Source organism: Dehalobacter sp. DCA, assembly GCF_000305775.1.
Taxonomy (GTDB): Bacteria; Bacillota; Desulfitobacteriia; order Desulfitobacteriales; family Syntrophobotulaceae; genus Dehalobacter; species Dehalobacter alkaniphilus.
The window spans coordinates 233,678-256,247 of the sequence record NC_018866.1 but is presented as its reverse complement, the minus strand read 5'-3'; the positions used below and the strand labels follow the sequence as shown (position 1 = coordinate 256,247).

Genomic DNA, 22,570 nt, shown 5'->3' with positions numbered 1-22,570 from the left:
ATCACTTCAAAGGACCGCATCAGGAAGATAGAAAAACAAAGGGAGGGAGGGACATATCTTTTGTCCCCCCCTCCGCGGTATGTCTTAATGCAGTTGTTTTTCTGCTGCGCAGGCCTCACTGTCCGCAATATCCAAAATCCTGCTCAAGATCTCCTCGTATTTTTCTTCGACAGCCTTGAAATTCATATACGGGACATAATATTGCTCCAGAGCATCGTGCTCCTGTTTGGCCTGATGAATGCAGTCCATTCCGCTGTGCATAAGATGACCAAACAAATCCAGGTCACTGTTCAGTTCCTGTGTCAGTGATGAAGAAAGCTCTGTATGGACATGACTGTTCAGGTTAACGGACTCTTGATGATTGTTTCGGAAATATTCGCTCGACGTCAGGGCAACCTGCAGTTCTTTAATCACAATCGTTCCGATCTTGGAAGGGATCAGCGGTAAGTGATAGATTTCTACATCAAAACCTTTTTCCATGGCCTTGGTGGCAATTTTCTCCATAAAAACGGATCTTCCAGTGCCCATCTCGCCTTCCAGATAAACGATTTCCCGGATTTCCTGCAGAATAGAATCTGTAAAATCAACAAAACCTTCCGGTGTATACGCACAGGAAAACAGATGTCTGGCCACGCCGGTCCTACCGGAGTTTTCCGCCATGTACACACCCTCAAATATTTTCTTTGCCAAACGCGATGTTTCCATATTCAACGCGGAAAAATCCATAGACTGCCTGGTTATGGCCATCATATTCTCCGCGACCGCTCTGGCTGCACTTAACAAACGGTAAGCCCTGGCAAACAGACGGCTGACTTCACTTGTTGACGCGATAATATGCTTTACATTGTGCTGTATGGCATCCGTATCCCAGAATTCTCCCAGATTGATGATTTCATCCAGACCTCCAGGATACTTCGGATCCACAATATGCGGTGCAGTTCCATCAACCATCACAACCCCGGCATCCACAACCGCTATTCCGTCCAGGGAATGATGATCGGAAGAGCAGTGGTGGAATTCCACATCATAACCCATTTCTGCCATTCTGTTCCCAATTTTTTTCATCAACGTTGATTTTCCGACACCAGGTCCCCCTTTGAGCACAAAAATCCGTTTCGTACCTTTTTCCAGCAGAAACGAATAGTACGAAAAAAAACCCTCTGAGGTATTTCCGCCCGGAAATACATGTTTTATGTTTCCTTTCATTTTACCGACACTCCTCAATGAATAATATGTTCACGCTTTATTTTATTGCCTGTTGCCTTAAAAGGTTCAATTGATGGTTCAGGGCAGTTCAGGAAAAAAAATTTTGACAAATCTCATTGATTTATTTCTCTTATAATAAGGATTGTCGTTTCTTCGACTATTTTCATGCATATATGCATGTTAATTACCACTAAAATCATTCAGCAGCTTGTTGCATTATTCCAGTTTCCAGCTTATAATCAAAATGTCTTTGGACGTTTGTCTGAGCATGACATTTGTGATCTGCTGAGGGAGGGGAGATTCTCGCATGGATTTGCGCCGGGTATTTGACTGTATGATTTCCGTTTCGGAGTTAGGCCGCGGACAAGCTTCAAAAGTTATTCAGGCCGTTGAAGATGAAGGCAATCCCTATATTATCGTCAAAAATAATAAACCCCAGGCTGTCATCATCTCCATCCATGAATATTCGGAACTAATGCGCATCCGAGATATGGTCGCCTCTGGTCAGAATATCAGTTCTCCGCTCTATTCGCCCCATTTTCAAGATAATTATGCCTCCCTGAAAACAAATGCTCTTTCTGACGATGAAATCAATATTTTCCTTGAAAGTGAAGACCTCGAAGGCCTGGATCTTGAAAGCGAATCAAATGACTAAATGACGAACCAATAAATTGATCCCTATATATAAATTGAACAGTTATATAAATGATAACAGTTTGGCAATCATCCAGATATTTTCAAAAAAATAACTTGGATTTTGCTTGAACTGTTTTCTTTATTCATACTATAATGAATCTTATATCACCGAAAACAACCTATAACATTTGATGATATCTTATAAATGCAGATCTAAAATTTGAGAGGATGGGGACAATGAAAAAGCTTCTGACAGGCAACGAAGCGATTGCAAGAGGTGCCTGGGAAGCCGGAGTTGTAGTATGCACGGCTTATCCAGGAACCCCCAGTACGGAAATTACAGAAAACGCAGCAAAATATGATGAGATGTATGCAGAATGGTCCCCGAACGAAAAAGTAGCACTCGAAGTTGGTTTGGGTGCTGCGATCGCCGGCGGAAGAGCGCTTGTCTCCATGAAACATGTCGGGGTAAACGTAGCAGCAGATCCCTTGTTTACACTGTCGTATACCGGTGTTAACGGTGGACTGGTACTTGTATCTGCTGACGATCCGGGCATGCATAGTTCTCAAAATGAACAGGATAACCGTCATTTTGGACGGGCAGCAAAAATTCCGGTACTAGAGCCGGCCAACAGCCAGGAATCCAAAGATTTTACCAAATTGGCTTTTGACATTAGCGAGATGTTTGATACACCGGTTATGCTCAGAACGACAACACGGGTGGCACATTCCCAGTCCCTGGTCGAACTTACTGACCGCGAGGAGAAAGGAATCAAGGAATATCAGAAAAATCCTTCCAAATATGTGATGATTCCCGCAAATGCCCGTCACCGCCATGTGGTTGTTGAGGATAGGCTAATAAAACTAAAAGACTACGCTGAAAGTACCGATCTAAACCGCGTTGAATGGAACGATACGAAGATCGGAGTAATTACCAGCGGCGTAACCTACCAGTATGTCAAAGAAGTTTTACCGGAAGTTTCAATCTTAAAACTTGGCATGACCTTCCCGCTGCCCCAAAAAATGATTATGGACTTTGCAGACAAAGTAGATCAGTTATATATTGTCGAAGAATTGGAACCTTTTATCGAAGAGTATGTAAGATCCTGGGGTCTTGATGTTCATGGCAAGGATACTTTTCCGCTGATCGGAGAATTACTGCCGGAAACGATTGCCGCCAAAATGGTGCAGACGCTTGGGGACTGTTCTCCCCGCGAGACGGCCGAACCAGATCAACTGCAATATGAAGTTCCTCCGCGTCCTCCTGTCCTATGTCCCGGCTGTCCGCACAGAGGTCTTTTCTATGTGCTTAATAAGCTTAAAGTCACCGTCGCCGGTGACATCGGTTGTTATACGCTTGGCTGCCTTGCTCCGCTTAAAGCCATTGACACGACCATTTGTATGGGAGCAAGCATCGGTACTGCCATTGGTATGGAGAAAGCCAGAGGTAAGGATTTTGCACGCAGCCTGGTCGCTGTAATTGGAGATTCTACTTTTATTCATTCGGGAATAACTGCACTTGTTGACGTCGTCTACAATAAAGCAACAACAACGACAATTATTCTGGATAACCGCATCACGGCAATGACCGGCCACCAACATAACCCGACGACCGGGTTTACAGTTAAAGGAGAGCCTACCAAAGAAATTGATCTCGTCCTTCTGGCCAAGGCCGTCGGCGTAGAACGGGTACGGGTTGTTGACCCGTTTGAGCTGGAGGGTCTGGAAAAAATTGTCGGAGAAGAACTGGCTGCAGAAGAGCCTTCAGTCATAATCACCCAACGGAATTGCGCCCTGATCGATAAAAGCAGGAATAACCCTTATAGCGTATTCCCGGGAGCTTGTACCGGCTGTCTACGCTGCCTTAAGTTAGGCTGTCCCTGTATTGCCAAAGAAGGGAAAAAAGTCAGGATCAACCTTGCCCAGTGTGTAGGCTGCGGGCTTTGTGCCACCGTCTGCCCCAGCGAAGCAATCAGGAAAGAAGGTAGCGCCAATGACTGATATCACGAATATTCTCATTGTTGGAGTAGGGGGACAGGGAACAATTCTTGCAAGCAGAGTACTGGCGGGCGCCGTCCAAATGACCGGTCAGGACGTTAAGGTCTCGGAGATTCACGGGATGGCTCAGCGGGGCGGGAGTGTGGTTACCCAGGTAAGATACGGCAAAGAAGTCGCCTCCCCGATCATTCCTGAAGGTGAAGCGGATATTATACTCGCTTTTGAGAAGCTGGAGGCTCTCCGCTGGCTGCCCTATCTGAAAAAGGATGGCAGCATCTTAATTAATGACCAAAGGATCGATCCTATGCCAGTAGTCGTCGGAACGGCGCAATATCCTTCCGATATCCTGGATATCATAAAAAAAGAACGCAAAGAAGTCTTCATCATTAACGGTCTCGGAAAAGCTATCGAAGCCGGCAACGCCAAAACGGTAAACGTAGCTCTGCTGGGACTGCTGGCCAGATGTCTGAAGATAGACAAGAAAACCTGGCTTGATGTTATCCGGGAAACGGTCCCCTTCAAACTGCTTGAGGTCAATCTGAAAGCTTTTGAAGAGGGCTGGAACAGTTTTGACCGCTGAGTTGTATCTCTATACAAAAAATGACCGATAGGATACTGCTAATAGTGTTATGCTATTGGCAGTATTTTTTTAGGCTCTATGTCAAATGTTGGGGTGAACCCCAAAACAAGAGTAACTCTAAACCGATATGATGCTGCTAATGGTTCTTGACTGTTATCAGCATTTTTTTGAGCTAAGCTAAGGTTGACGACATGGTGCCATCCGCTTTTCGGCTGTTGTGCCATCCATGGCACAAACAGTCGCGTTCCGCATACGAGCTCCACTTGGCGCGGACAGCACCATGTCGTTAATATCTCGTTCATTAAGCCATCATAGAGAGAATGTGGGATTCTCATACGAAAAAAAGGGGGCAACACGACTTTACCGAACATACGTTTGCTTTATTCATTATCCTGTGCTAGAATTAATTGGGGTGATGAGCATGGGTACTCTGGAAAAACTTGCAGTCCTCGCTGACGGAGCCAAGTATGATGTTTCTTGTGCGTCAAGCGGGGTAAATAAGCATAATCGAGGCGGTATCGGCAACTCCAAATCATTTGGCATTTGCCATACCTGGTCTGCCGATGGCCGCTGTGTTTCGCTTTTAAAGATTCTCCTGACCAACTACTGCATCTATAACTGCAATTACTGCGTCAACCGCAATCAGAATGATATCCCGCGAGCCAGTTTCACGCCAAGGGAAGTTGCCGACCTGACGATTCAATTCTACAGGCGAAATTATATTGAAGGTCTTTTTTTGAGCTCGGGGATTGAGCGCAGTCCAAATCATACCATGGAAAGAATTTATCAGGTTCTTGACATTCTGAGACATGAATATCACTTTTACGGATATATACACGTCAAAGTGATTCCCGGCGCCGATCCGGCGCTGGTCAACAAGACCGGATTGCTCGCCGACAGGATGAGCATTAATATTGAACAACCTACAGAGCAGAGCCTCAAACTCCTGGCACCGCAAAAGACACTGCCCGTCCTATTTGCGCCAATGAATCAAATTCATCATCAAATGACGCAAAACGCTTCCGAAAGAAAGATCTTCCGACACGTCCAAAAATTTGTTCCGGCAGGACAGTCGACCCAGATGATTGTCGGGGCAAGCAAAGACAGTGACCTTTCCATTATTAAAGCCACAGAAACCCTTTATAACCGTTTTCAGTTGAAAAGAGTCTATTACTCGGCCTATGTTCCCGTTAATGAGGGCCCAAATCTTCCTGCTCTTTCCACTTCTCCGCCTTTGCTTAGAGAACACCGGCTCTATCAGGCGGACTGGCTGCTGAGATTTTACAGCTTTAAAGCGGATGAAATCGTCAATGAACAAAGTCCGTTTTTGGATACCGATTTTGATCCCAAAATTTCTTGGGCGCTTCGAAACATGCAGTTATTTCCTCTAGAAATCAACCAAGCCTCTTATGAAGAGCTGCTTCGAATTCCTGGCGTAGGCGTGACTTCCGCCCAGAGAATCATTCGGCAGCGCAGGCTGGGTAATATTTCTTATAATCATCTTAAAAAAATGGGTGTGGTTCTTAAGCGCGCTAAATATTTTATCACGTGTCAGGGCTGTTATTACGGAGGCATCCCTGCAGAAAGTGCCTTGGTGCGCCAGGCCCTGACACCTGTGGCCAAACCCGTTCAGCTATGTTTGTTCTGATTTATCCTGTAAACATAGCTGATCATTTTAGGGTTGACAAGGTTCTAGGAATCTTCCGAAGAATGAGGGACTGTTGAAAATGGATTATTTATATGACGGAAGCTTTGACGGTCTGCTGACTTCAATATATTACAGCTATTATGAACAAAGAGCCCAGGGAATCTATTCTGAGGCTTCGTATCAGTTCAATATGTTCACGCCATCTACCGTTATCCAAAGTGATCCTGTGCTTGCTGCCAGGGTTTATGATGCGATAGACAGAAAAATTTCTGTCTACTCCTTAATGCAAATCTATTATGTATACCTCTCGAACAATACCGCTAAAGAAAACCTCATCTTAAAATACCTTCAGCTTGGCTTTCAATTAGGTCCGAAAATTGACAGCATTCATTCTCATCCCGAGGTATTGCCGATCCGGCAAACAGCCAAGAAAGTATCTTTTGAAGCAGAACGCTTTTTGGGGCTACTTCGCTTTACGGATACCCGCAATTATCTTTATGCGGTTCTGGAGCCGGATCATAATATATTAATTCTTCTGGCCGACCATTTTGCCGACAGGCTAGCAGGCGAACGTTTCATTATACATGACAAAAAAAGAAGCCTTGCGATCATCTGCAATAAAAAAGACTGGTACCTTTCCGATTTCTCCGAGGAAGCAGCCATTCCTGATTCAGAGACAGAACAATTATACCAGGAGCTCTGGGCTAAATATTTTACCGGTATCAGCATTGAAAACCGCAAAAATAAAAAGCTCCAATCCCATTTTATCCCCCAGCGCTATCGTCATAACCTGGTGGAATTTCGAAAATCGGAGCTGCTTTAGTCTCATCCGTCCATCAATTCATTACAATGTTTTTTCAGCCAGCTTTTCCACTTCTTATAGTCCGGCAGAATTTGTTCCACGAATGCCCAAAATTCCTTGGAATGGTTCATGTACTTAAGATGGGCCAATTCATGAATAATCACATAAGCCGCAACCTGGTTCGGTGCCATGATAATGCGCCAATTTAAGTTGATGTATCCTTTGCTTGAACAGCTTCCCCATTTTGTTTTTTGATCCTTAATTCTAAGTTTTTGGTAGGTAATATCCAGCTGTCTGGCATAATATTCGACCTGTTCAGGAAGAAGCTTTTGGGCCTGCCGGATATACCATTCTTCCAGTATCTTTTTGGTTGATTGACTTTTCTTCTCTTTTGATAACCCCGGTGGAACGATTACAACGATCCTGCTTCCAATAAACGATGCTGAGGAGCTTCCGGGTCCGGCCTTTTCCTCGATCAGCAGAGGATAATGCCTGCCCCTGTACAGTAGTTTTTCACCTGAAACATATTCCTTCGCAGCAGTTTCACCTGCTGCTGAATTTTGTTTTTCGATATGCTTTAATATCAGGTCTTTATTGTTTTCCAGATATCGTCTGGCCTGGGTAAAAGTAATTTCGGCAGGAACAGAAACCTTTAACTTCTGATGTTTGATGGTAACAATCAATCTTTTTGCTTTGCTGCTTTTTCGAAGCTCATATTCAATTTGCCTTTTGCCTATACGAAGGTATTCCATTTTGCCTTCCACTTTACTCCCGAAAATAATGATATTGCCCTGTGCAAAAAATCAAGCAAGACTATTTTACTACGACTAAGGGAAAAAAAGAAACCTTTACGCCAATAAATATTATCTGAATATATCTGTTATTTGTATTTTCCGTTCATAATCCCATCATACCGTCCGATAGGTTGCCTGACTGACTGCCGCTTTCCATCCGCTCAGGTATTGCTGACGCTCAGATTCGGTGATGTTCGAATCAGAAATAAAACGCCCTTTACTGAGGCATTTTAGCTCTTCCTTGTCCTTCCAGTATCCGGCTGCCAAACCTGCCAGATATGCTGCTCCCAAAGCCGTAACCTCACAAATTTCTGACCGTTCAACCGGAATCCCGCTGAGATCCGCCTGAAACTGCAGCAGAAAATTATTATCGGCTGCGCCGCCGTCTACTTTCAAGGCCTTAAGAGGGATATTGGCATCCTTAGCCATTGCCGTAAGAACATCATTTGTCTGATAAGCAATGCTCTCCAGCGCGGCTCTTACAAGGTGGAAGCGGTTTGCTCCCCGGGTAAGTCCGGTCACTATGCCGCGGGCATGCATATCCCAGTATGGTGCGCCGAGTCCGACGAAGGCCGGAACAATATAGACACCGTTCGTATCTTTGACCTGAGTTGCATAATACTCGCTTTCGGCAGAAGTTTTCAGCAATCCAAGTTCATCACGAAGCCACTGAATGACTGCTCCGCCAATAAATACACTGCCTTCCAGCGCATATTCCACCCTGTTGTCAATCCCCCAGGCAATTGTCGTCAGCAATTTATTTTGAGACCGGATCATATTTTTACCGGTATTCATTAGGATAAAACAACCCGTACCGTAGGTATTTTTGACCATTCCTTCTGTAAAGCAGGCCTGCCCAAAAAGTGCGGCCTGCTGATCACCGGCTATTCCAGCTATCGGTATTTCAGCGCCAAATATCGAAGAATCTGTTACCCCGCAGCAGAGGCTGCTCGGACAGACTTCCGGCAGCAGTGATCTGGGGATATCCAGATAAGATAATATTTTGTCATCCCACGCTAGTTCCCTGATATTATAGAGCATGGTTCGGGAGGCATTGCTGTAATCCGTGATATGCAGCCGGCCTTTGGTAAGATTCCAGACGAGCCAGCTGTCAATTGTGCCAAAAAGCAAATCTCCTTCTTCGGCCATCACCTGGCCATCCGGGATATGATCGAGGATCCAGCGGATTTTTGTTCCGGAAAAATAAGCATCCGCAACAAGGCCGGTCGCATCTGAAATATACTCGTTTAAGGTACTGTTCAGTATCTGCTCGCAAAGTTCCGTCGTTCTGCGGCATTGCCAGACAATCGCATGATAGACAGGTTTGCCGGTAAAACGGTTCCAAACCACAGTCGTCTCCCTTTGATTTGCTATCCCTAGCCCAACAATATCATCCGGATTTATGTCCGTCTGATCCAGAACCTCTCTGATAGCAGCCAGCTGGGTGTCCCAGATTTCCAAAGGATCATGTTCAACCCACCCCGGGAACGGATAGATCTGAGCAAACTCTTTTTGGGCTTTGCCTACAATCATTCCTTCATGGTTAAAAACGACAGCCCGTGAGCTTGTCGTCCCCTGATCGAGCGCAATAATATATTTTTGGACCATTTATGTTCCTCCATTAACCAGTTCAATGAGCCAAAGCCCGAATACTTTCCGTAAATATTTTTATTATACTATAATTAATGAGAAAACAGGCCAAAATAATTCCAATCGGTACCCGATTAAGCTGAATAGATGAACACGGCCACCGGAATTATCTGAGGAGGGTAGTGATCAGACTATGCAAGACTGGCAGGAAAAAGCAGCTATACTCGTTGATGAGTATGTAGCTCCTCAAGGAATTCATGACAAACGCATCCTGGACGCCATTAAAAAAATCCCCAGACATTTGTTCATTCCTGAAGATTTATGGCCCTACAGTTATGATGATGAACCGCTTCCGATCGGAGAGAAGCAGACGATATCCCAGACCTTTATTGTAGCTAAAATGACCGAACTATTGGCTTTGGAACCTGGTGACAAAGTCCTTGAAATAGGTACGGGTTCCGGCTATCAGTCTGCTTTGCTGGCCGAGATGGGTATGGCCGTGACAACCATCGAAAGAATCGAAGCGCTCGCCCTTAAAGTTCGAATATTATTTGAACAGCTGAACTATCCGATCTGCAGTATCATTGCTGACGGCCGAAACGGTTATGAACCAAATGCACTGTACCGGGGAATCATCGTAACGGCAGCGGCACCGGTCATTGAACCTTGCTGGCTTGAACAGCTCGATGTCGGCGGGAGAATCGTTGTCCCGCTTGAAGCCGGCGAAGGGCTAGCCTGTCAGCGTTTGCTGGTCAGACAAAAGACCAATACAAATCCGGAAAGCTATATTGACAGCTGGGATGACTACTGCCGCTTTGTACCGCTGCTCTCTGGGACAGCAGCGGGGACAAAAGAAGCGCTTCCATGTCCCCGCTCGTCTATTTCCCGTACTTAAGCAGCCTCTTCACGGCAAATTCTACCCATTTGCTGTCCGGCTGTCCATAATTGCTGTAAGGATGAATGGAAATCCCTCCTCTGGGGCTGAATTCTCCTATAACCTCGATGTATCTGGGTTCAAGCAGCCGGATCAGGTCTTTCATGATGATGTTGACGACATCTTCGTGGAAACCACCATGGTTGCGGAAACTGAAAAGATATAGCTTCAACGATTTGCTTTCTACCAATTTTTGATCCGGGATATAATTGATAATCATCGTTCCAAAATCCGGTTGGCCGGTAATTGGACACAAGCTGGTAAATTCAGGGCAATTTAAGCGGACAAAATAATTATTATCGGGATACTTGTTTGCAAAACTCTCCAGTATGTCCGAATCATAATCAAAAACATAGCGTGTTTGTCCCGATCCCAGAAGTGACAGGCCCTCAGTTTCCTTGTTTTTCATTTACGGTAACCTCCCAGCGGTTCTTAATCATAAACAGAATGCTTATTCCGAGCATTTGCATCAGACTCTTAACAGCAAACTGCCCAAGTACTGCATTCGGCACAAAATCCCAGGTCAGGATGCTAAATAAAGAATAAGCAACATTATTTTTCTCCTAATAATAAATAATGATCCAAAAGTTTGCCACCCCTTGCTGTCCATGGATGTTAAAATAAAAAGGGCATGTAACTGCCCTAAAACTACCAGACGATAGCTTCCCTAGTTTTGTTTAGAGACAGGATGGATGACGAACTGTCTTATTAAGTTAAATGGTCTATTCCATATCGATAAACGGCCAGGATGCGGATAGCTTGCAGCTGTCTCCTCGATAATAAGTAATACCCAGCCCGATTGGCTTATCCTGTGTATTAAACAGTCTTTGCTCAACAACCAAAAGTGGGAGGGCATTGTACAGGGACAGGTATTTCGATATTTTTTCATCAGGCATTTGGGCAGAAATTGTTAATTCTTTCTTAATCGCAAACAGAGAAGTATACCGAGAAACAATTTCCGGGAAAGTACTGTATTTGATTTCTTTTTCAACGATAGGCATTCCCTTGTAGTAAATCAGGTATTTTTCATCATACGCGACTGCTTCTCCATTGCTGTAATGGATCCGTCTAACCATAATTATTTTTTTGCTTTGGGGTATATTCAGACTGTCAATGAGTCTTGGTGTCGGCAGGATAATTTTAACTTCAATCAGCTTGGTCGTATCGATGGTGTTAATCAGATTTGCCATCTCGTTGTAATATAAGATGTATTTCTTGGAATCCGGCTCATTCACAAAGCTACCCTTGCCAGGGATAGAGGTGATATATCCCTCATTCACTAAGATTGCCAGACCCTTGCGGACCGTCATCCGGCTCACGCCATAGGTATCGCACAATGAATTTTCTGAAGGGATCGCATCTCCCGGCTTCAAAACACCCTCTTTAATTTTTTTCTTTATCTCTTCAATAATATGTTGATAGATTGGTAATTCCATCTTCTTACTCCTCGGCAATTATTTAGTTATCATATATTATACATAGGAACAGATTAATAAATCCATCAATATTTTTTAAGCAACTAACTTATTTACTTTCTTCAAAAACCTGTATTCTGCAGATATTCCTGTTGAAAAGCAGGATTTGCCGCCAGGTCAAAATGGGTTGTCTTTGCCAATAATATCAAAGTATTTATCCGTATATTTCTGGACAGTAGAAAATTCGATGCTCCGGCTCCTGCCGCATTGCCTATGGACCGGATGGGTACATTCGAAAAATTGGGAAACAAACCGAGTACCTGAGCACTTGGAGCGTCGATATAGTTGCCGAAGGCCCCGGCAATCAGAATTTCCTCGAGATCTTCTCCTTCCAGCCCATATTCTTTCATTAATAGCATGCATCCTGTATAAATGGCGCTTTTGGCAAGCTGTACAGCACGAATATCCTTTTGGCTGATGTAAATTCGGTCGTTATCACCGGACTGTCCCTCATCCATCAGGTAGAAAACGCTGACCCCGTCAAGATTTGCCAGATTATTGGCAAATCTTTGATTTTCCGGCCGACAAACTTTTAAATATTTGTCGGGAGACAGCAATCTGCCTTCTTTACTGATCAGCTCGGCTTTCAGCATTTCTGCAACTGCATCAACAATACCGGAGCCACAAATCCCTTTGGGATGTTCTCCGCCAATCACTTTTAATTCAATTTTACCTTCCGACAGTTTTACCCGTTCGATGGCTCCGTTTGTTCCACGCATTCCAAAGCAGATCGTTGCTCCTTCGAGGGCCGGTCCGGCAGCAGTTGATGTGGCCAGCCATTTCTTCTCGTTCCCCAATAAAATTTCGCCGTTTGTTCCAAGGTCAATAATCAATCTGTTCCCTTGACGTTCCCCTTCAGGCAAAGCCAGCAGGACAGCTAAAGTGTCCGCTCCGACGAAGCCCCCGATCAAAGGTAAAAAATCAATAATGGCATTGGGATGAATGTTAAGGCTCAACTCCCGTGCTGTTGTTAACACTTCACTTAAAATCGTGTTGGTGTAAGGCGTCCTGCCAAGAGATCCAGGATGCAAACCTAAAAAGAGGTGCTGCATGGCACTGTTGCCGCAAATCACCATCGTATAGATATTTTCGGCGCTGATCTGGTTTTGCTGTATCGCTTCCAGAATCAGAGCGTTAATGGTCTCTGCCACTTTACGCTGAAGAATTTTTAGCCCTTCAGGATTCTTCATCGCCGCCATGATACGGGATATAACATCTGCGCCTTCCGTAATCTGACCGTTCAAGGCGGAATATACCCCTACTTTTTTACCGCTATTAAGGTCATATAAGTAGGCCACAACAGAGGTACTCCCAAGGTCAACGGCAAATCCATAATTGCTGGCTGAGGTGTCGCCCTGCTCAATATCAAGCAGCTGTTCGTCTCTTAAGACCAAAGTAATACCGTCCATTTCCTGTTTCTGCATCAGCTGTGATAATTTTTGCAGAAGGCATAAAGCTGGCGTATTAATCCGGACCGGAACCTTGGCTTGAATATGTTCCCAGTCCCCGTAATAGAATGGTGTTTTTAGAAACTTCTTATCGATAAAAATCTTTTTAACCGTCGGATCGATGTTCAGCTCTGTTTCAATGCGGTCCGTTAAAATCGAGGCTTCATGTTTGTAGTCTCCATATTTAAGATAAACGATCAAGCCGTCGCTTACTGGCTCCTGACACGCCAATACTTCCTGCCGTATGCCGTCCTTTTCTATTTCGACTGTGCATTTTTTACATGTGCCTTTTCCTCCGCAAACAAGATCAAGCGGATATCCAAGGCCTGAACATGCAACAGCAACCGTGTCATTCTTCTGGCATAAGATTTCTTTATTCTGGCTTGGAAATAGAACTTTTTTCATCATATTGTTTTCCTTTCTGTTATAATAAAACCTATCATTTTCAGCGAAGGACAACCGTCTTTTTCCAAGAATCATTCTAACATATCATATTATAAAACGTAACTTTCCTTAATTACAAGTCGGTGGTTGAGGCTATTGTCGAAATAGAAATTATTTTCTAAAAAATCTCTTGTTTTTTATCTTTTGAATATATTGACTATTGAAAATTTGGGTGATATATTAGAGTAAGCAAAACTCCTGTATATACAATAGTATACATCATTCTGGACACAATTTATCTCTTTTCATTATCTTATCTTATGTTAGATTTTCTCAGAGAATAATTGGAAAAGGGGGATACTCATGGAGAACGCTTTTCGCAAATCAATACAGGACAACAATGAGTTTATTGTAACATGGGAACTCGTACCTGGCCGTGGCTCCAAAGAAGTTTCCCAGGAAAAAGCGCTTCAATTGGCGGAGCAGGCTGCTAAAGGAAAAAAGATCCATGCGGTTAGTCTGACTGACAACCCGGGTGGAAGCGTCGGTATTAATCCTGAGGGCATTGGCAGGGAAATCAAGGGCCTAGGCTTAGATGCAATCATTCATGTTGCCTGCAAGGACAAAAACCGCACGCAACTGGAAAGCCAGCTTTTTTCCCTGGAACGTTCGGGACTCCATAACTTGTTGGTACTGACCGGCGACCATGATCCGGGTAACTTTTTCGGACGGCCCAAACCGGTTTTTGACCTTGATTCCACTCAGCTCTTGGCCTTTATCGCCAAGATGAATGACGGATTGGAACTCCCCACAGCTAAAGGTGTCCATAAACTTCAGCCGACCCATCTTTTTGCGGGTGCTGCTGTTTCACCTTTTAAAGCCACCGAAGCCGAACAGATGCTCCAGTACACCAAGCTCAGAAAGAAGATCGAGAACGGTGCTCAGTTCATTATACCCCAAGTTGGCTACGATGTCAGGAAGTACCACGAACTCTATCAATTTGTGAAGCACAATAACCTGCACGGATGCTTAATGGGAAATATTTACTTGCTGACTTATGGTGCTGCCAAAGCGATGAGTATGAATAAAGTCCCCGGATGTGTTATTACGGACAAGCTCGTTGCTGAACTGGAACAAGAAAAACAAAGCAGTGACAAGGGTGCCGCCGCCATGCTGGATAGGGCAGCGAAACTCTTTGCTATCCTGAAAGGTATGGGCTATAAAGGCGTTCATCTCGGGGGGCATAATACGACGTACGAACAAGTTGAATATATTATTGACCGCGGAAACGAACTGGCCGCCAACTGGCAGGATTATGTCCGGGAGTTTGACTATCCTCAGAAAAACGGTTTCTATGTTTACGCCAAAGATGAAAAGACCGGCCTGAATACTGCTCAAAAATCCAATGACTACAACAATTATGAGAAGAGCTTTGATTTAAATTATAAGATGTCCAGAGTTGTTCACAAGATGATGTTTGAGCCCAACAAAGGAATGTTCGGCTTTATGCGCGGATTTTGTCATGCCATAAAGGATTCTGCGCTGGAAAAACCTTTTCACGGCATTGAGCACCTCGCCAAATCCTGCATGTACAATTGCCAGGACTGCGGTGACTGTGCGCTGATTGATGTAGCCTACGTCTGTCCAATGGGCAATTGTCCCAAGAACCAACGGAACGGCCCATGTGAAGGAAGCTACAACGGCTGGTGTGAAGTGTATCCGAACAAGCAGAAGTGCATCTGGGTCAAAGCCTATTACCGCTTAAAAGGCTATTCTGAGGAAGAAAAGCTGAATTCCTATCATGTGAGCCCTTACAATTGGGAAAAACAACATACTTCAGGCTGGATAAACTTTTTTGAAGGCCAGGACCACTCTGCGGAAAGACTTGGCATTAAACCTAGAACAAATTTCGAAGAAAAAGAATAAAGGTCATAAGGTTTGAAGGCCATTCAGTCTTTGTAACCGTCCTTTAAACTTTATGACCTTTTAAATCAGCCTAAATACACTTATAATAGGGGTAGGAGAAATGGAAAAAATGTTTAAAACTCCTTCAGAGATTACTGAGGGATTTGTAGAATATGGAAAGAATAAAACCAATTCTTCTATATTGAAATTGCTGCTGTTGGCAATACTAGCAGGAGCCTTTATTGCCTTCGCGGCGGAAGGCTCTAATACTGCCATTCACACCATCACTTCTGTTGGCTTAGGCAAAGCACTCGCTGGTGCCTTATTTGCCACAGGACTGATGATGGTGGTTATCACCGGAGCTGAATTATTCACCGGAAACACCCTGATTGTGGTATCTTGTATGGAAAAAGAATCAAGATGGCTAAAGATGCTGCGGAATTGGACGATTGTCTATGTCGGGAACTTTATTGGTTCCATGCTTATCGTCCTGTTTATCCTTTACTCCGGCCAGTTTGACTTTTCCTCAGGTTTGCTCGGAGGGTTTACAATCAAAGTCGCCGCATACAAGACGGGCCTGACTTTTCCGAAAGCTTTCTTCATGGGAATCTTGTGCAACTGGCTGGTTTGTATGGCCGTTTGGATGGCGAATGCAGCCAAGGATATTACCGGTAAACTCCTCGCTATCTTTTTTCCGATCTGGCTGTTTATTACTTCCGGTTTTGAACACTGTGTAGCCAATATGTATTACATTCCTGCCGGCATTCTCGCCAAAGCCAACCCAACCTGGGTGGCCCAGGCTGCAACGCTCGGTGTAACACCTGAAAAACTTGCTCACCTTAACTGGGGAACGTTTGTTGTGAATAACCTTATTCCTGTTACGCTCGGAAATATTGTCGGCGGCAGCCTGTTTGTCGGGATTATTTACTGGATGAGTTTCATGTACAAAAAGAAACCTACTGCTGTTATGGATATAGACCATCTTGTCCAGAAAAAATTTGATAGTGCTTACGTAAAATCTAAATAAAGTTAAGCAAAGATGTCCATAATTAAAAAAAGGGGGAAAACCAATGGCTTTCAAAAGTGATATTGAAATCGCCCAGGAATCAACCATGCTGCCTGTATTAGATGTAGCAAAAGAACTCGGAATCCCCGAGGATTATCTGGAATCCTATGGCAAATACAAAGCCAAAGTCGACTACAACTTATTGAATCAAAAAGCGGACACACCGAATGGCAAACTGATTCTGGTTACTGCCATCAACCCGACTCCTGCCGGAGAAGGTAAAACTACGACATCCGTCGGTTTAGGAGATGCTCTCCATTATCTCGGCAAAAAAACTGTTATTGCACTACGCGAACCATCCTTAGGCCCTGTATTTGGTGTCAAAGGTGGCGCCGCTGGCGGCGGTTATGCTCAGGTCGTACCAATGGAAGATATCAACCTTCACTTCACAGGTGATTTTCATGCCATTGGTGCTGCTAACAATCTGATTGCAGCGATGCTAGACAACCATATCCAACAAGGCAACGCGCTGGATATCGATGTTCGCAGAATTACTTGGAAAAGATGCATGGACATGAATGACCGTCAGCTCCGCTCCATTGTCAACGGACTTGGTGGCAAAGCCAATGGTACTCCGAGAGAAGACGGCTTTGACATCACGGTTGCTTCTGAAATCATGGCGATCATGTGCCTGTCCAGCGATATTGACGACTTCAAAGCGAGAGTTGAGAGAATCATTGTCGCCTACAACAGAAGCGGTGAGCCCGTAACTGCCGGTCAACTGAAATGTCAAGGTGCTGTTGGTGCCCTGATGAAAGATGCTTTAAAACCGAACCTTGTACAAACTCTTGAACATACACCAGCTTTCATCCACGGCGGACCGTTCGCGAACATTGCTCACGGCTGCAATAGTGTTATGGCGACCAAGATGGCTTTAAAGCTTGGCGACTATGTTGTAACTGAAGCTGGATTCGGCGCTGACCTCGGCGCTGAGAAATTTATTGATATCAAATGTCGTTTAAGTGGCCTGCGTCCGGAAGCCGTTGTTATCGTTGCAACTGTTCGTGCGCTCAAATCCCATGGCGGCGTAGCTAAAGCTGATCTCAACAAAGAAAACCTGGAGGCTCTCAAAAAAGGCTTGCCGAACCTCTTAAAACACGTTGAAAACGTCACCGTCAACTTTGGTCTGCCTGCCGTTGTTGCGATCAATAAATTCCCGATCGACAGCGAAGCTGAACTGGCAATGATTGAAGACGAGTGCAAGAAACTGGGCGTTAATGTAGCCCTTTCCGAAGTTTGGGAAAAGGGCGGCCCTGGCGGCGCGAAACTGGCTGAAGAAGTCCTTCGCATCATTGACAGCCCGAAAAACTTTAACTTTGCTTATGACATCAACATGGGTCTCAAAGACAAAATTACCGCAATTGCCACCAAGATCTATGGTGCAGACGGTATTGACTTCATTGGCAGCAGCTCCGCAGATATCGAGAACATTGAAAAAATCGGCTATCGTGATGTTCCGGTCTGTATGGCGAAGACCCAGTATTCCTTGTCTGATGACCAGAAGAAACTGGGACGTCCATCAGGCTTCAGAATCTCGATCCGTGGCGTGAAGATTTCTGCTGGTGCGGGCTTTGCTGTTGCACTTACCGGAGACATCATGACCATGCCCGGCCTGCCGAAAGTACCGTCCGCTGAAAACATTGACGTAGACAGCACCGGTAAGATTTCCGGCTTATTCTAAGATAAAGTTTAATATTGTTTCCAATAAGAATGAGATGGCAGCTTTGTACTACCATCTCATTCTATAAATGCTCTTAATCTTTATTGGGTAGGTCTGTGTAATATATTGCCGCTTTCGGCTTTTGTGCCCTCCGTGGCAAGTTGCTCCTTGTCGAATGCTATGTCATCCGTGACGCACTCGACCCCAGACACCTCCCGTGCTTGCGTGCTCCACTGACGCCGTCTATGTATTACATACACAGACTAGTTTCTAGAGCAAGATGCCAGAATTTGAGATTTGAGTATTTTCTAGAATATTTGCCTTAAGATAACATAACTATGGGATCGCTATATATTGGTTGTTACGCAATAATTAGTAGCTAAAAATTTAGAAAAAAATCAAGAACAGGAGATGAATATTATGTTGAAAAAGAGCTGTATCGAATTTGTAGATGCGCTGTCTTCCAAAGAGCCGGTTCCTGGCGGCGGCGGTGCTTCTGCATATGTTGGCTCCATCGGCATGGCGCTGGGTGTCATGGTAGGAAGTTTAACTGTCGGCAAGAAGAAATATGCTGATGTTGAAGCCGACGTACTCGTCCTGATGGAAAAAGGCAAGAAGATCATTGAAAAACTGCAGGTTCTGGTCAAAGAAGATGCTGATGCTTTCTATCCGCTTTCCCAGGCTTACGGACTGCCCAAAAATACTGAAGAAGAAATCCGGACCAAAGAAGAAACCCTGCAGGCTGCTTTGGTTAAAGCAACACTTGTACCGCTCGATATTGTTAGATGCTGCGCTGACGGCATCAATCTTCAGGAAGAATTTGCTCAGAAGGGCACCCGTATTGCGATCAGCGACGTCGGTGTCGGCGTAACCTTCCTGAAAGCTGCGCTCGAAGGCGCCAAGCTGAATGTCTTAATCAACACCCAAATCATGAAAGATCAGGTTCTAAAACAGAAAATCGAGACCGAACTGAACGAACTTGTCACCACATATACCGCCAAAGCCGACCGCATCTTTGCGGATGTTCAGAATGCAATTACGGGAGGTAAATAAGCAGCATGACTCAGATTCTTAACGCTAAACCCGTTGTCCAGGCCATGAAAGAAAACCTCCAGCAGGAAGTTGCGGCTTTAAAGGCTGAAGGCATCAACCCGACCTTAGGTATCATTCGCGTCGGCAGCCGTCCGGATGACGTTTACTATGAAAACAGTATTATTAAAAACTGCAATAATCTTGGCATTGCAACCAAGACCTATCCTTTGGACTTAAATATCAGCATGGAAGAATTCACAAAAGTCATGACGGGGGTCAACAATGACAGTACCATTCATGGCATCATGCTGTTCCGTCCACTACCGAAACAGCTGGACGAAGAAGTCATCAAGCACCTGATCTCGGCAGATAAAGACATTGACTGCATGAATCCGCTGAACCTGGCCAAGGTATTTGAAGGCGATATGAGCGGACTCCTGCCCTGCACGCCCGCAGCATGTATGGAAACTTTGAGCCATTACGGCTACAATCTTAGCGGCGCGAATGTAGTGGTTATGGGAAGAAGCCTAGTTGTAGGAAAGCCACTGGCCATGATGCTCTTAAAAGAGAATGCGACCGTAACGATGTGCCATTCCAAGACCAAAGACATGGCCGGAATTGCGAAGAAAGCGGACATCATCATTGCTGCGATGGGCAGAGCCAAAATGATCGATGACAAATACGTATCCGAAAACACTGTCGTTATCGACGTTGGCATCAACGATGCCGGTGACGGCAAGATGTGCGGGGATGTCGATTATGATGCAGTCGTGGACAAAGTCAGTGCGATCACTCCTGTACCGGGCGGCGTAGGTTCGATTACCACCGCGATTTTGATGAAAAACTGTCTGCGGGCAGCCAGAAAAAAGCACTGATAAACCTTGTTGACCAAGCAATTTAAATAGTCTATGAAAGATAGAATATGTAGGATACTTTTATTTTTTAAATCTTTTTAGAATATAGTATACTTTGTCGAAAAAGATATTGACCGTATGTAGAAACAATGTTAAACTCTAAGCGTATACCTGTATATACAAATTTCATAAGGAGTGAATTTGATAGATGATTATTATTGGTGAAAAAATCAATGGTACAATCCCTATCGTGAAAAAAGCGATTGAAGAGAGAGATGCTAACTTTATCCGCCAGCGTGCGATTGACCAGACCAATGACGGCGCCCACTACCTAGATGTCAGTGCCAGCACATCACCTGATGTTGAAGTGGAAACACTGAAATGGCTAATGGATATTGTTCAGGATGCCGTTGACACTCCGCTCTGTATTGACAGCCCGAATCCGCGTGCGATTGAAGCCGTTTTTAAATATGCCAAGAGACCGGGACTTATCAATTCCGTTTCCATGGAAGGCGACAAATGCGATGTCATTTTCCCGTTGATTAAGGGAACGACTTGGGAAGTCATTGCGCTAACTTGCGACAATGACGGAATTCCCAAAAACATTGACACCAGAGTTAGAATTGCAAAGCAAATGGTTGAGGAAGCTGCTAAATATGATATTACTCCTGACAGGATGCATGTCGACCCCTTGGTTATTGCTTTGTCTACTGATAACAATTCCATGTACTCCTTTAATGAAAGCATGACAAGAATCAAAGAAATGTACCCGACAATCAAAATCACTTCCGGTTTGAGCAACATCTCTTTCGGAATGCCTTTAAGAAAAGTTGTCAACCAGAACTTCCTTGCCCTGGCTACTTTCTTTGGTATGGATTCAGCGATTATGGATCCCTGCAGCAGAGATATGATTGCAACCCTGCTCGCAACTGAAGCATTAATGGGCAAAGACAAGAACTGCAGAAAGTTCAGCACCGCTTTCAGACAAGGCAAAATTGGTCCTGTGAAATAAAATAAATAAAATAAATAAAATAAATGAAACGTCGTGTCCACCAAAAAGGCTTCCCCTTTCTGGTGGTCTGCAAAACCTTTTAAAGCCAGGTGAATAAAGTGATTAAAAGCATATTGATTGACACCCATGTTCATTTGGCTTTGGATGGAATAGCTTTTCAAGAGGCACGTCTGCAGCACAAAGATAACCCCAATTCAACTATAATTACCAATTTCCTTAGAAAATATAAAAAGATGGGCATTTGTGCACTGCGCGACGGAGGAGACAACTTAAATGTATCTCTTCTGGCCAGAGAACTGGCCCTTGAAGAAGGAATGATTCTCCGGACCCCTGGTTTTGCGATCTACAAACAAGGATGCTACGGCAGTTTCTTAGGCAAGCCGGTCGCCGATATGGCTGATTTCAAAAATGTTTTTAAAAAGCTGCTTGCGTCAAATCCTGATCATCTTAAGATACTACTTACCGGACTTGTAGATTTTAATCAATTCGGGAAAGTTGACGGCTCACATTTCAGTTATGATGAAATGTACTACATGATACAGACGGCAAAGGATCAAGACCTTCCCGTAATGGTCCACACTAATTCGGCAGAAGCAGTTGGTATCGCTGTGAAAGCCGGTGCAAATACAATTGAGCATGGTTATTTTCTGACAGAAAATGAATTGCAGCTGATGCTGGAACACGATACTATCTGGATTCCTACGTTAGCACCTTTGGGAAACCTGATTGTTTCAAAAGACAGCCGCTTTACAGACCAATTGCCGAATATTGCCCGGATCTATGATGCGCAGAAAGCTCAGGTCAAAAAAGCCTTTGAATTAGGCGTAAAAATCGCCGTTGGCAGCGATGCGGGGTCATACGGGGTATCCCACGGAAAAGGTTTCTATGATGAAGTTGGTCACATGGTTATGACAGGAATAAGCAAACACGCCATTTTGGAGCTGGCCACTGCAAACGGAATCGACGCTTTAAATCTCAATAATAAAGAATTAGATTATATTTTCCAAGCAAAAAAATCGGTTGAGTTGAGGAATTATGATGAAGACAGTAGTGATTTGCTGTAAAATGTTGAAAAACGAGCTTTCTGCCATCATCGGAAAACTGGCATACACTATCCTGTCGTCTGGATCTCCTCAGAATATCATAACATCCCGAGACCATAACCCTACGTGCTAAGTTACTAAGTGAGATCGATAAGTGATATCTTGTGAAAAAATTCTTTTGGTGTAATTATTCTTGTATATACAAAAATATACAGGCCTATACAGATAACTTTTTTAATTTTTATCTATATACAAGTATATATAAATTATGCTGTTAAGAATTGAATAATTGCTATTCAGCCCCCCGTTTCGTTCGTTAACAACGGATCAATATATTCCCGAAAAATTTCGTACTATAATAATCTTAAATTACAATGTCTTTTTTAACTTTTTACTGCCAGAGATAAAGCTCTGATCCTTATATTTTTAAAAAAGTTTGTGAATTTACTCATAAATGACCCGATTTTGAGTTAAAACCTCAGTACACGACACTTTTTACTTTA

At 44.1% G+C, this 22,570-nt stretch carries 19 protein-coding genes; 13 read left to right on the top strand and 6 right to left on the bottom strand.

Going from position 1 to position 22,570, the window contains the following annotated elements:
* Positions 1-84: 84 nt before the first annotated feature.
* On the bottom strand, positions 85-1,206 hold the full coding sequence (locus DHBDCA_RS01260; protein WP_015042323.1) for a PRK06851 family protein: 1,122 nt from the start codon (positions 1,204-1,206) through the stop codon (positions 85-87).
* A 307-nt stretch (positions 1,207-1,513) separates the two neighbouring features.
* Between DHBDCA_RS01260 and DHBDCA_RS01255 the strand changes: the two genes are divergently transcribed.
* From DHBDCA_RS01255 to DHBDCA_RS01235, 5 genes are all read left to right on the top strand, one after another.
* The gene (locus tag DHBDCA_RS01255; protein ID WP_015042322.1) at positions 1,514-1,861 is read left to right on the top strand and encodes a type II toxin-antitoxin system Phd/YefM family antitoxin; all 348 of its coding nucleotides are present in this window, start codon (positions 1,514-1,516) and stop codon (positions 1,859-1,861) included.
* 218 nt (positions 1,862-2,079) lie between these two features.
* On the top strand, positions 2,080-3,843 hold the full coding sequence (gene iorA, locus DHBDCA_RS01250; RefSeq protein ID WP_015042321.1) for an indolepyruvate ferredoxin oxidoreductase subunit alpha: 1,764 nt from the start codon (positions 2,080-2,082) through the stop codon (positions 3,841-3,843).
* A complete protein-coding gene (locus DHBDCA_RS01245; protein WP_015042320.1) occupies positions 3,836-4,420 on the top strand; it encodes an indolepyruvate oxidoreductase subunit beta in 585 nt (194 codons plus the stop codon). Before iorA ends, DHBDCA_RS01245 begins: the two co-directional genes overlap by 8 nt.
* 415 nt (positions 4,421-4,835) lie before the next feature.
* Positions 4,836-6,068: a putative DNA modification/repair radical SAM protein gene (locus DHBDCA_RS01240; RefSeq protein ID WP_015045100.1), complete on the top strand. Its 1,233-nt coding sequence runs from the start codon at positions 4,836-4,838 to the stop codon at positions 6,066-6,068.
* Between the two features lie 79 nt (positions 6,069-6,147).
* Positions 6,148-6,891: a TIGR03915 family putative DNA repair protein gene (locus tag DHBDCA_RS01235; protein WP_242824941.1), complete on the top strand. Its 744-nt coding sequence runs from the start codon at positions 6,148-6,150 to the stop codon at positions 6,889-6,891.
* Positions 6,892-6,893: 2 nt separating this feature from the next.
* On the opposite strand, the gene DHBDCA_RS01230 is transcribed toward DHBDCA_RS01235, so the two are convergent.
* Together DHBDCA_RS01230 and glpK are read right to left on the bottom strand one after the other, a co-directional pair.
* Complete coding sequence (locus tag DHBDCA_RS01230; RefSeq protein WP_242824940.1) at positions 6,894-7,622, bottom strand: M48 family metallopeptidase; 729 nt, start codon at positions 7,620-7,622, stop codon at positions 6,894-6,896.
* A gap of 156 nt (positions 7,623-7,778) precedes the next feature.
* The gene (gene glpK, locus DHBDCA_RS01225) at positions 7,779-9,272 is read right to left on the bottom strand and encodes a glycerol kinase GlpK (protein ID WP_015042316.1); all 1,494 of its coding nucleotides are present in this window, start codon (positions 9,270-9,272) and stop codon (positions 7,779-7,781) included.
* A gap of 175 nt (positions 9,273-9,447) precedes the next feature.
* Here glpK and DHBDCA_RS01220 point away from each other — a divergent pair, with 175 nt between their 5' ends.
* The gene (locus DHBDCA_RS01220) at positions 9,448-10,149 is read left to right on the top strand and encodes a protein-L-isoaspartate(D-aspartate) O-methyltransferase (protein ID WP_015042315.1); all 702 of its coding nucleotides are present in this window, start codon (positions 9,448-9,450) and stop codon (positions 10,147-10,149) included.
* On the opposite strand, the gene queF is transcribed toward DHBDCA_RS01220, so the two are convergent.
* The 3 genes from queF to DHBDCA_RS01205 form a co-directional block, all read right to left on the bottom strand.
* A complete protein-coding gene (queF, locus tag DHBDCA_RS01215; protein ID WP_015042314.1) occupies positions 10,133-10,597 on the bottom strand; it encodes a preQ(1) synthase in 465 nt (154 codons plus the stop codon). The two genes, DHBDCA_RS01220 and queF, sit on opposite strands and share 17 nt — an antisense overlap.
* Positions 10,598-10,910: 313 nt before the next feature.
* Positions 10,911-11,624 (bottom strand): GntR family transcriptional regulator, encoded by a 714-nt coding sequence (locus tag DHBDCA_RS01210; RefSeq protein WP_015042312.1) that lies wholly within the window; start codon positions 11,622-11,624, stop codon positions 10,911-10,913.
* Positions 11,625-11,725: 101 nt separating this feature from the next.
* A complete protein-coding gene (locus tag DHBDCA_RS01205; protein WP_015042311.1) occupies positions 11,726-13,519 on the bottom strand; it encodes an ASKHA domain-containing protein in 1,794 nt (597 codons plus the stop codon).
* Positions 13,520-13,858: 339 nt separating this feature from the next.
* On the opposite strand from DHBDCA_RS01205, the gene DHBDCA_RS01200 reads away from it, so the two are divergent.
* The 7 genes from DHBDCA_RS01200 to DHBDCA_RS01170 all read left to right on the top strand — a co-directional run bounded on the left by DHBDCA_RS01200 (position 13,859) and on the right by DHBDCA_RS01170 (position 22,088).
* Complete coding sequence (locus DHBDCA_RS01200; RefSeq protein ID WP_015042310.1) at positions 13,859-15,421, top strand: methylenetetrahydrofolate reductase C-terminal domain-containing protein; 1,563 nt, start codon at positions 13,859-13,861, stop codon at positions 15,419-15,421.
* A gap of 100 nt (positions 15,422-15,521) precedes the next feature.
* Positions 15,522-16,427 carry a formate/nitrite transporter family protein gene (locus DHBDCA_RS01195; protein ID WP_041225760.1) on the top strand — a complete coding sequence of 302 codons (906 nt, stop codon included), beginning with the start codon at positions 15,522-15,524 and terminating at the stop codon, positions 16,425-16,427.
* A gap of 43 nt (positions 16,428-16,470) precedes the next feature.
* Positions 16,471-18,147 carry a formate--tetrahydrofolate ligase gene (locus DHBDCA_RS01190; protein ID WP_015042308.1) on the top strand — a complete coding sequence of 559 codons (1,677 nt, stop codon included), beginning with the start codon at positions 16,471-16,473 and terminating at the stop codon, positions 18,145-18,147.
* Between the two features lie 399 nt (positions 18,148-18,546).
* A complete protein-coding gene (locus DHBDCA_RS01185; RefSeq protein ID WP_015042307.1) occupies positions 18,547-19,179 on the top strand; it encodes a cyclodeaminase/cyclohydrolase family protein in 633 nt (210 codons plus the stop codon).
* 5 nt (positions 19,180-19,184) lie between these two features.
* On the top strand, positions 19,185-20,033 hold the full coding sequence (locus DHBDCA_RS01180) for a bifunctional 5,10-methylenetetrahydrofolate dehydrogenase/5,10-methenyltetrahydrofolate cyclohydrolase (protein ID WP_015042306.1): 849 nt from the start codon (positions 19,185-19,187) through the stop codon (positions 20,031-20,033).
* A gap of 187 nt (positions 20,034-20,220) precedes the next feature.
* Positions 20,221-21,024 carry a methyltetrahydrofolate cobalamin methyltransferase gene (locus tag DHBDCA_RS01175; RefSeq protein ID WP_015042305.1) on the top strand — a complete coding sequence of 268 codons (804 nt, stop codon included), beginning with the start codon at positions 20,221-20,223 and terminating at the stop codon, positions 21,022-21,024.
* Positions 21,025-21,122: 98 nt separating this feature from the next.
* Entirely contained in the window at positions 21,123-22,088 is a 966-nt protein-coding gene (locus DHBDCA_RS01170) for an amidohydrolase family protein (protein ID WP_015042304.1), read from the top strand.
* Positions 22,089-22,570 lie beyond the last annotated feature (482 nt).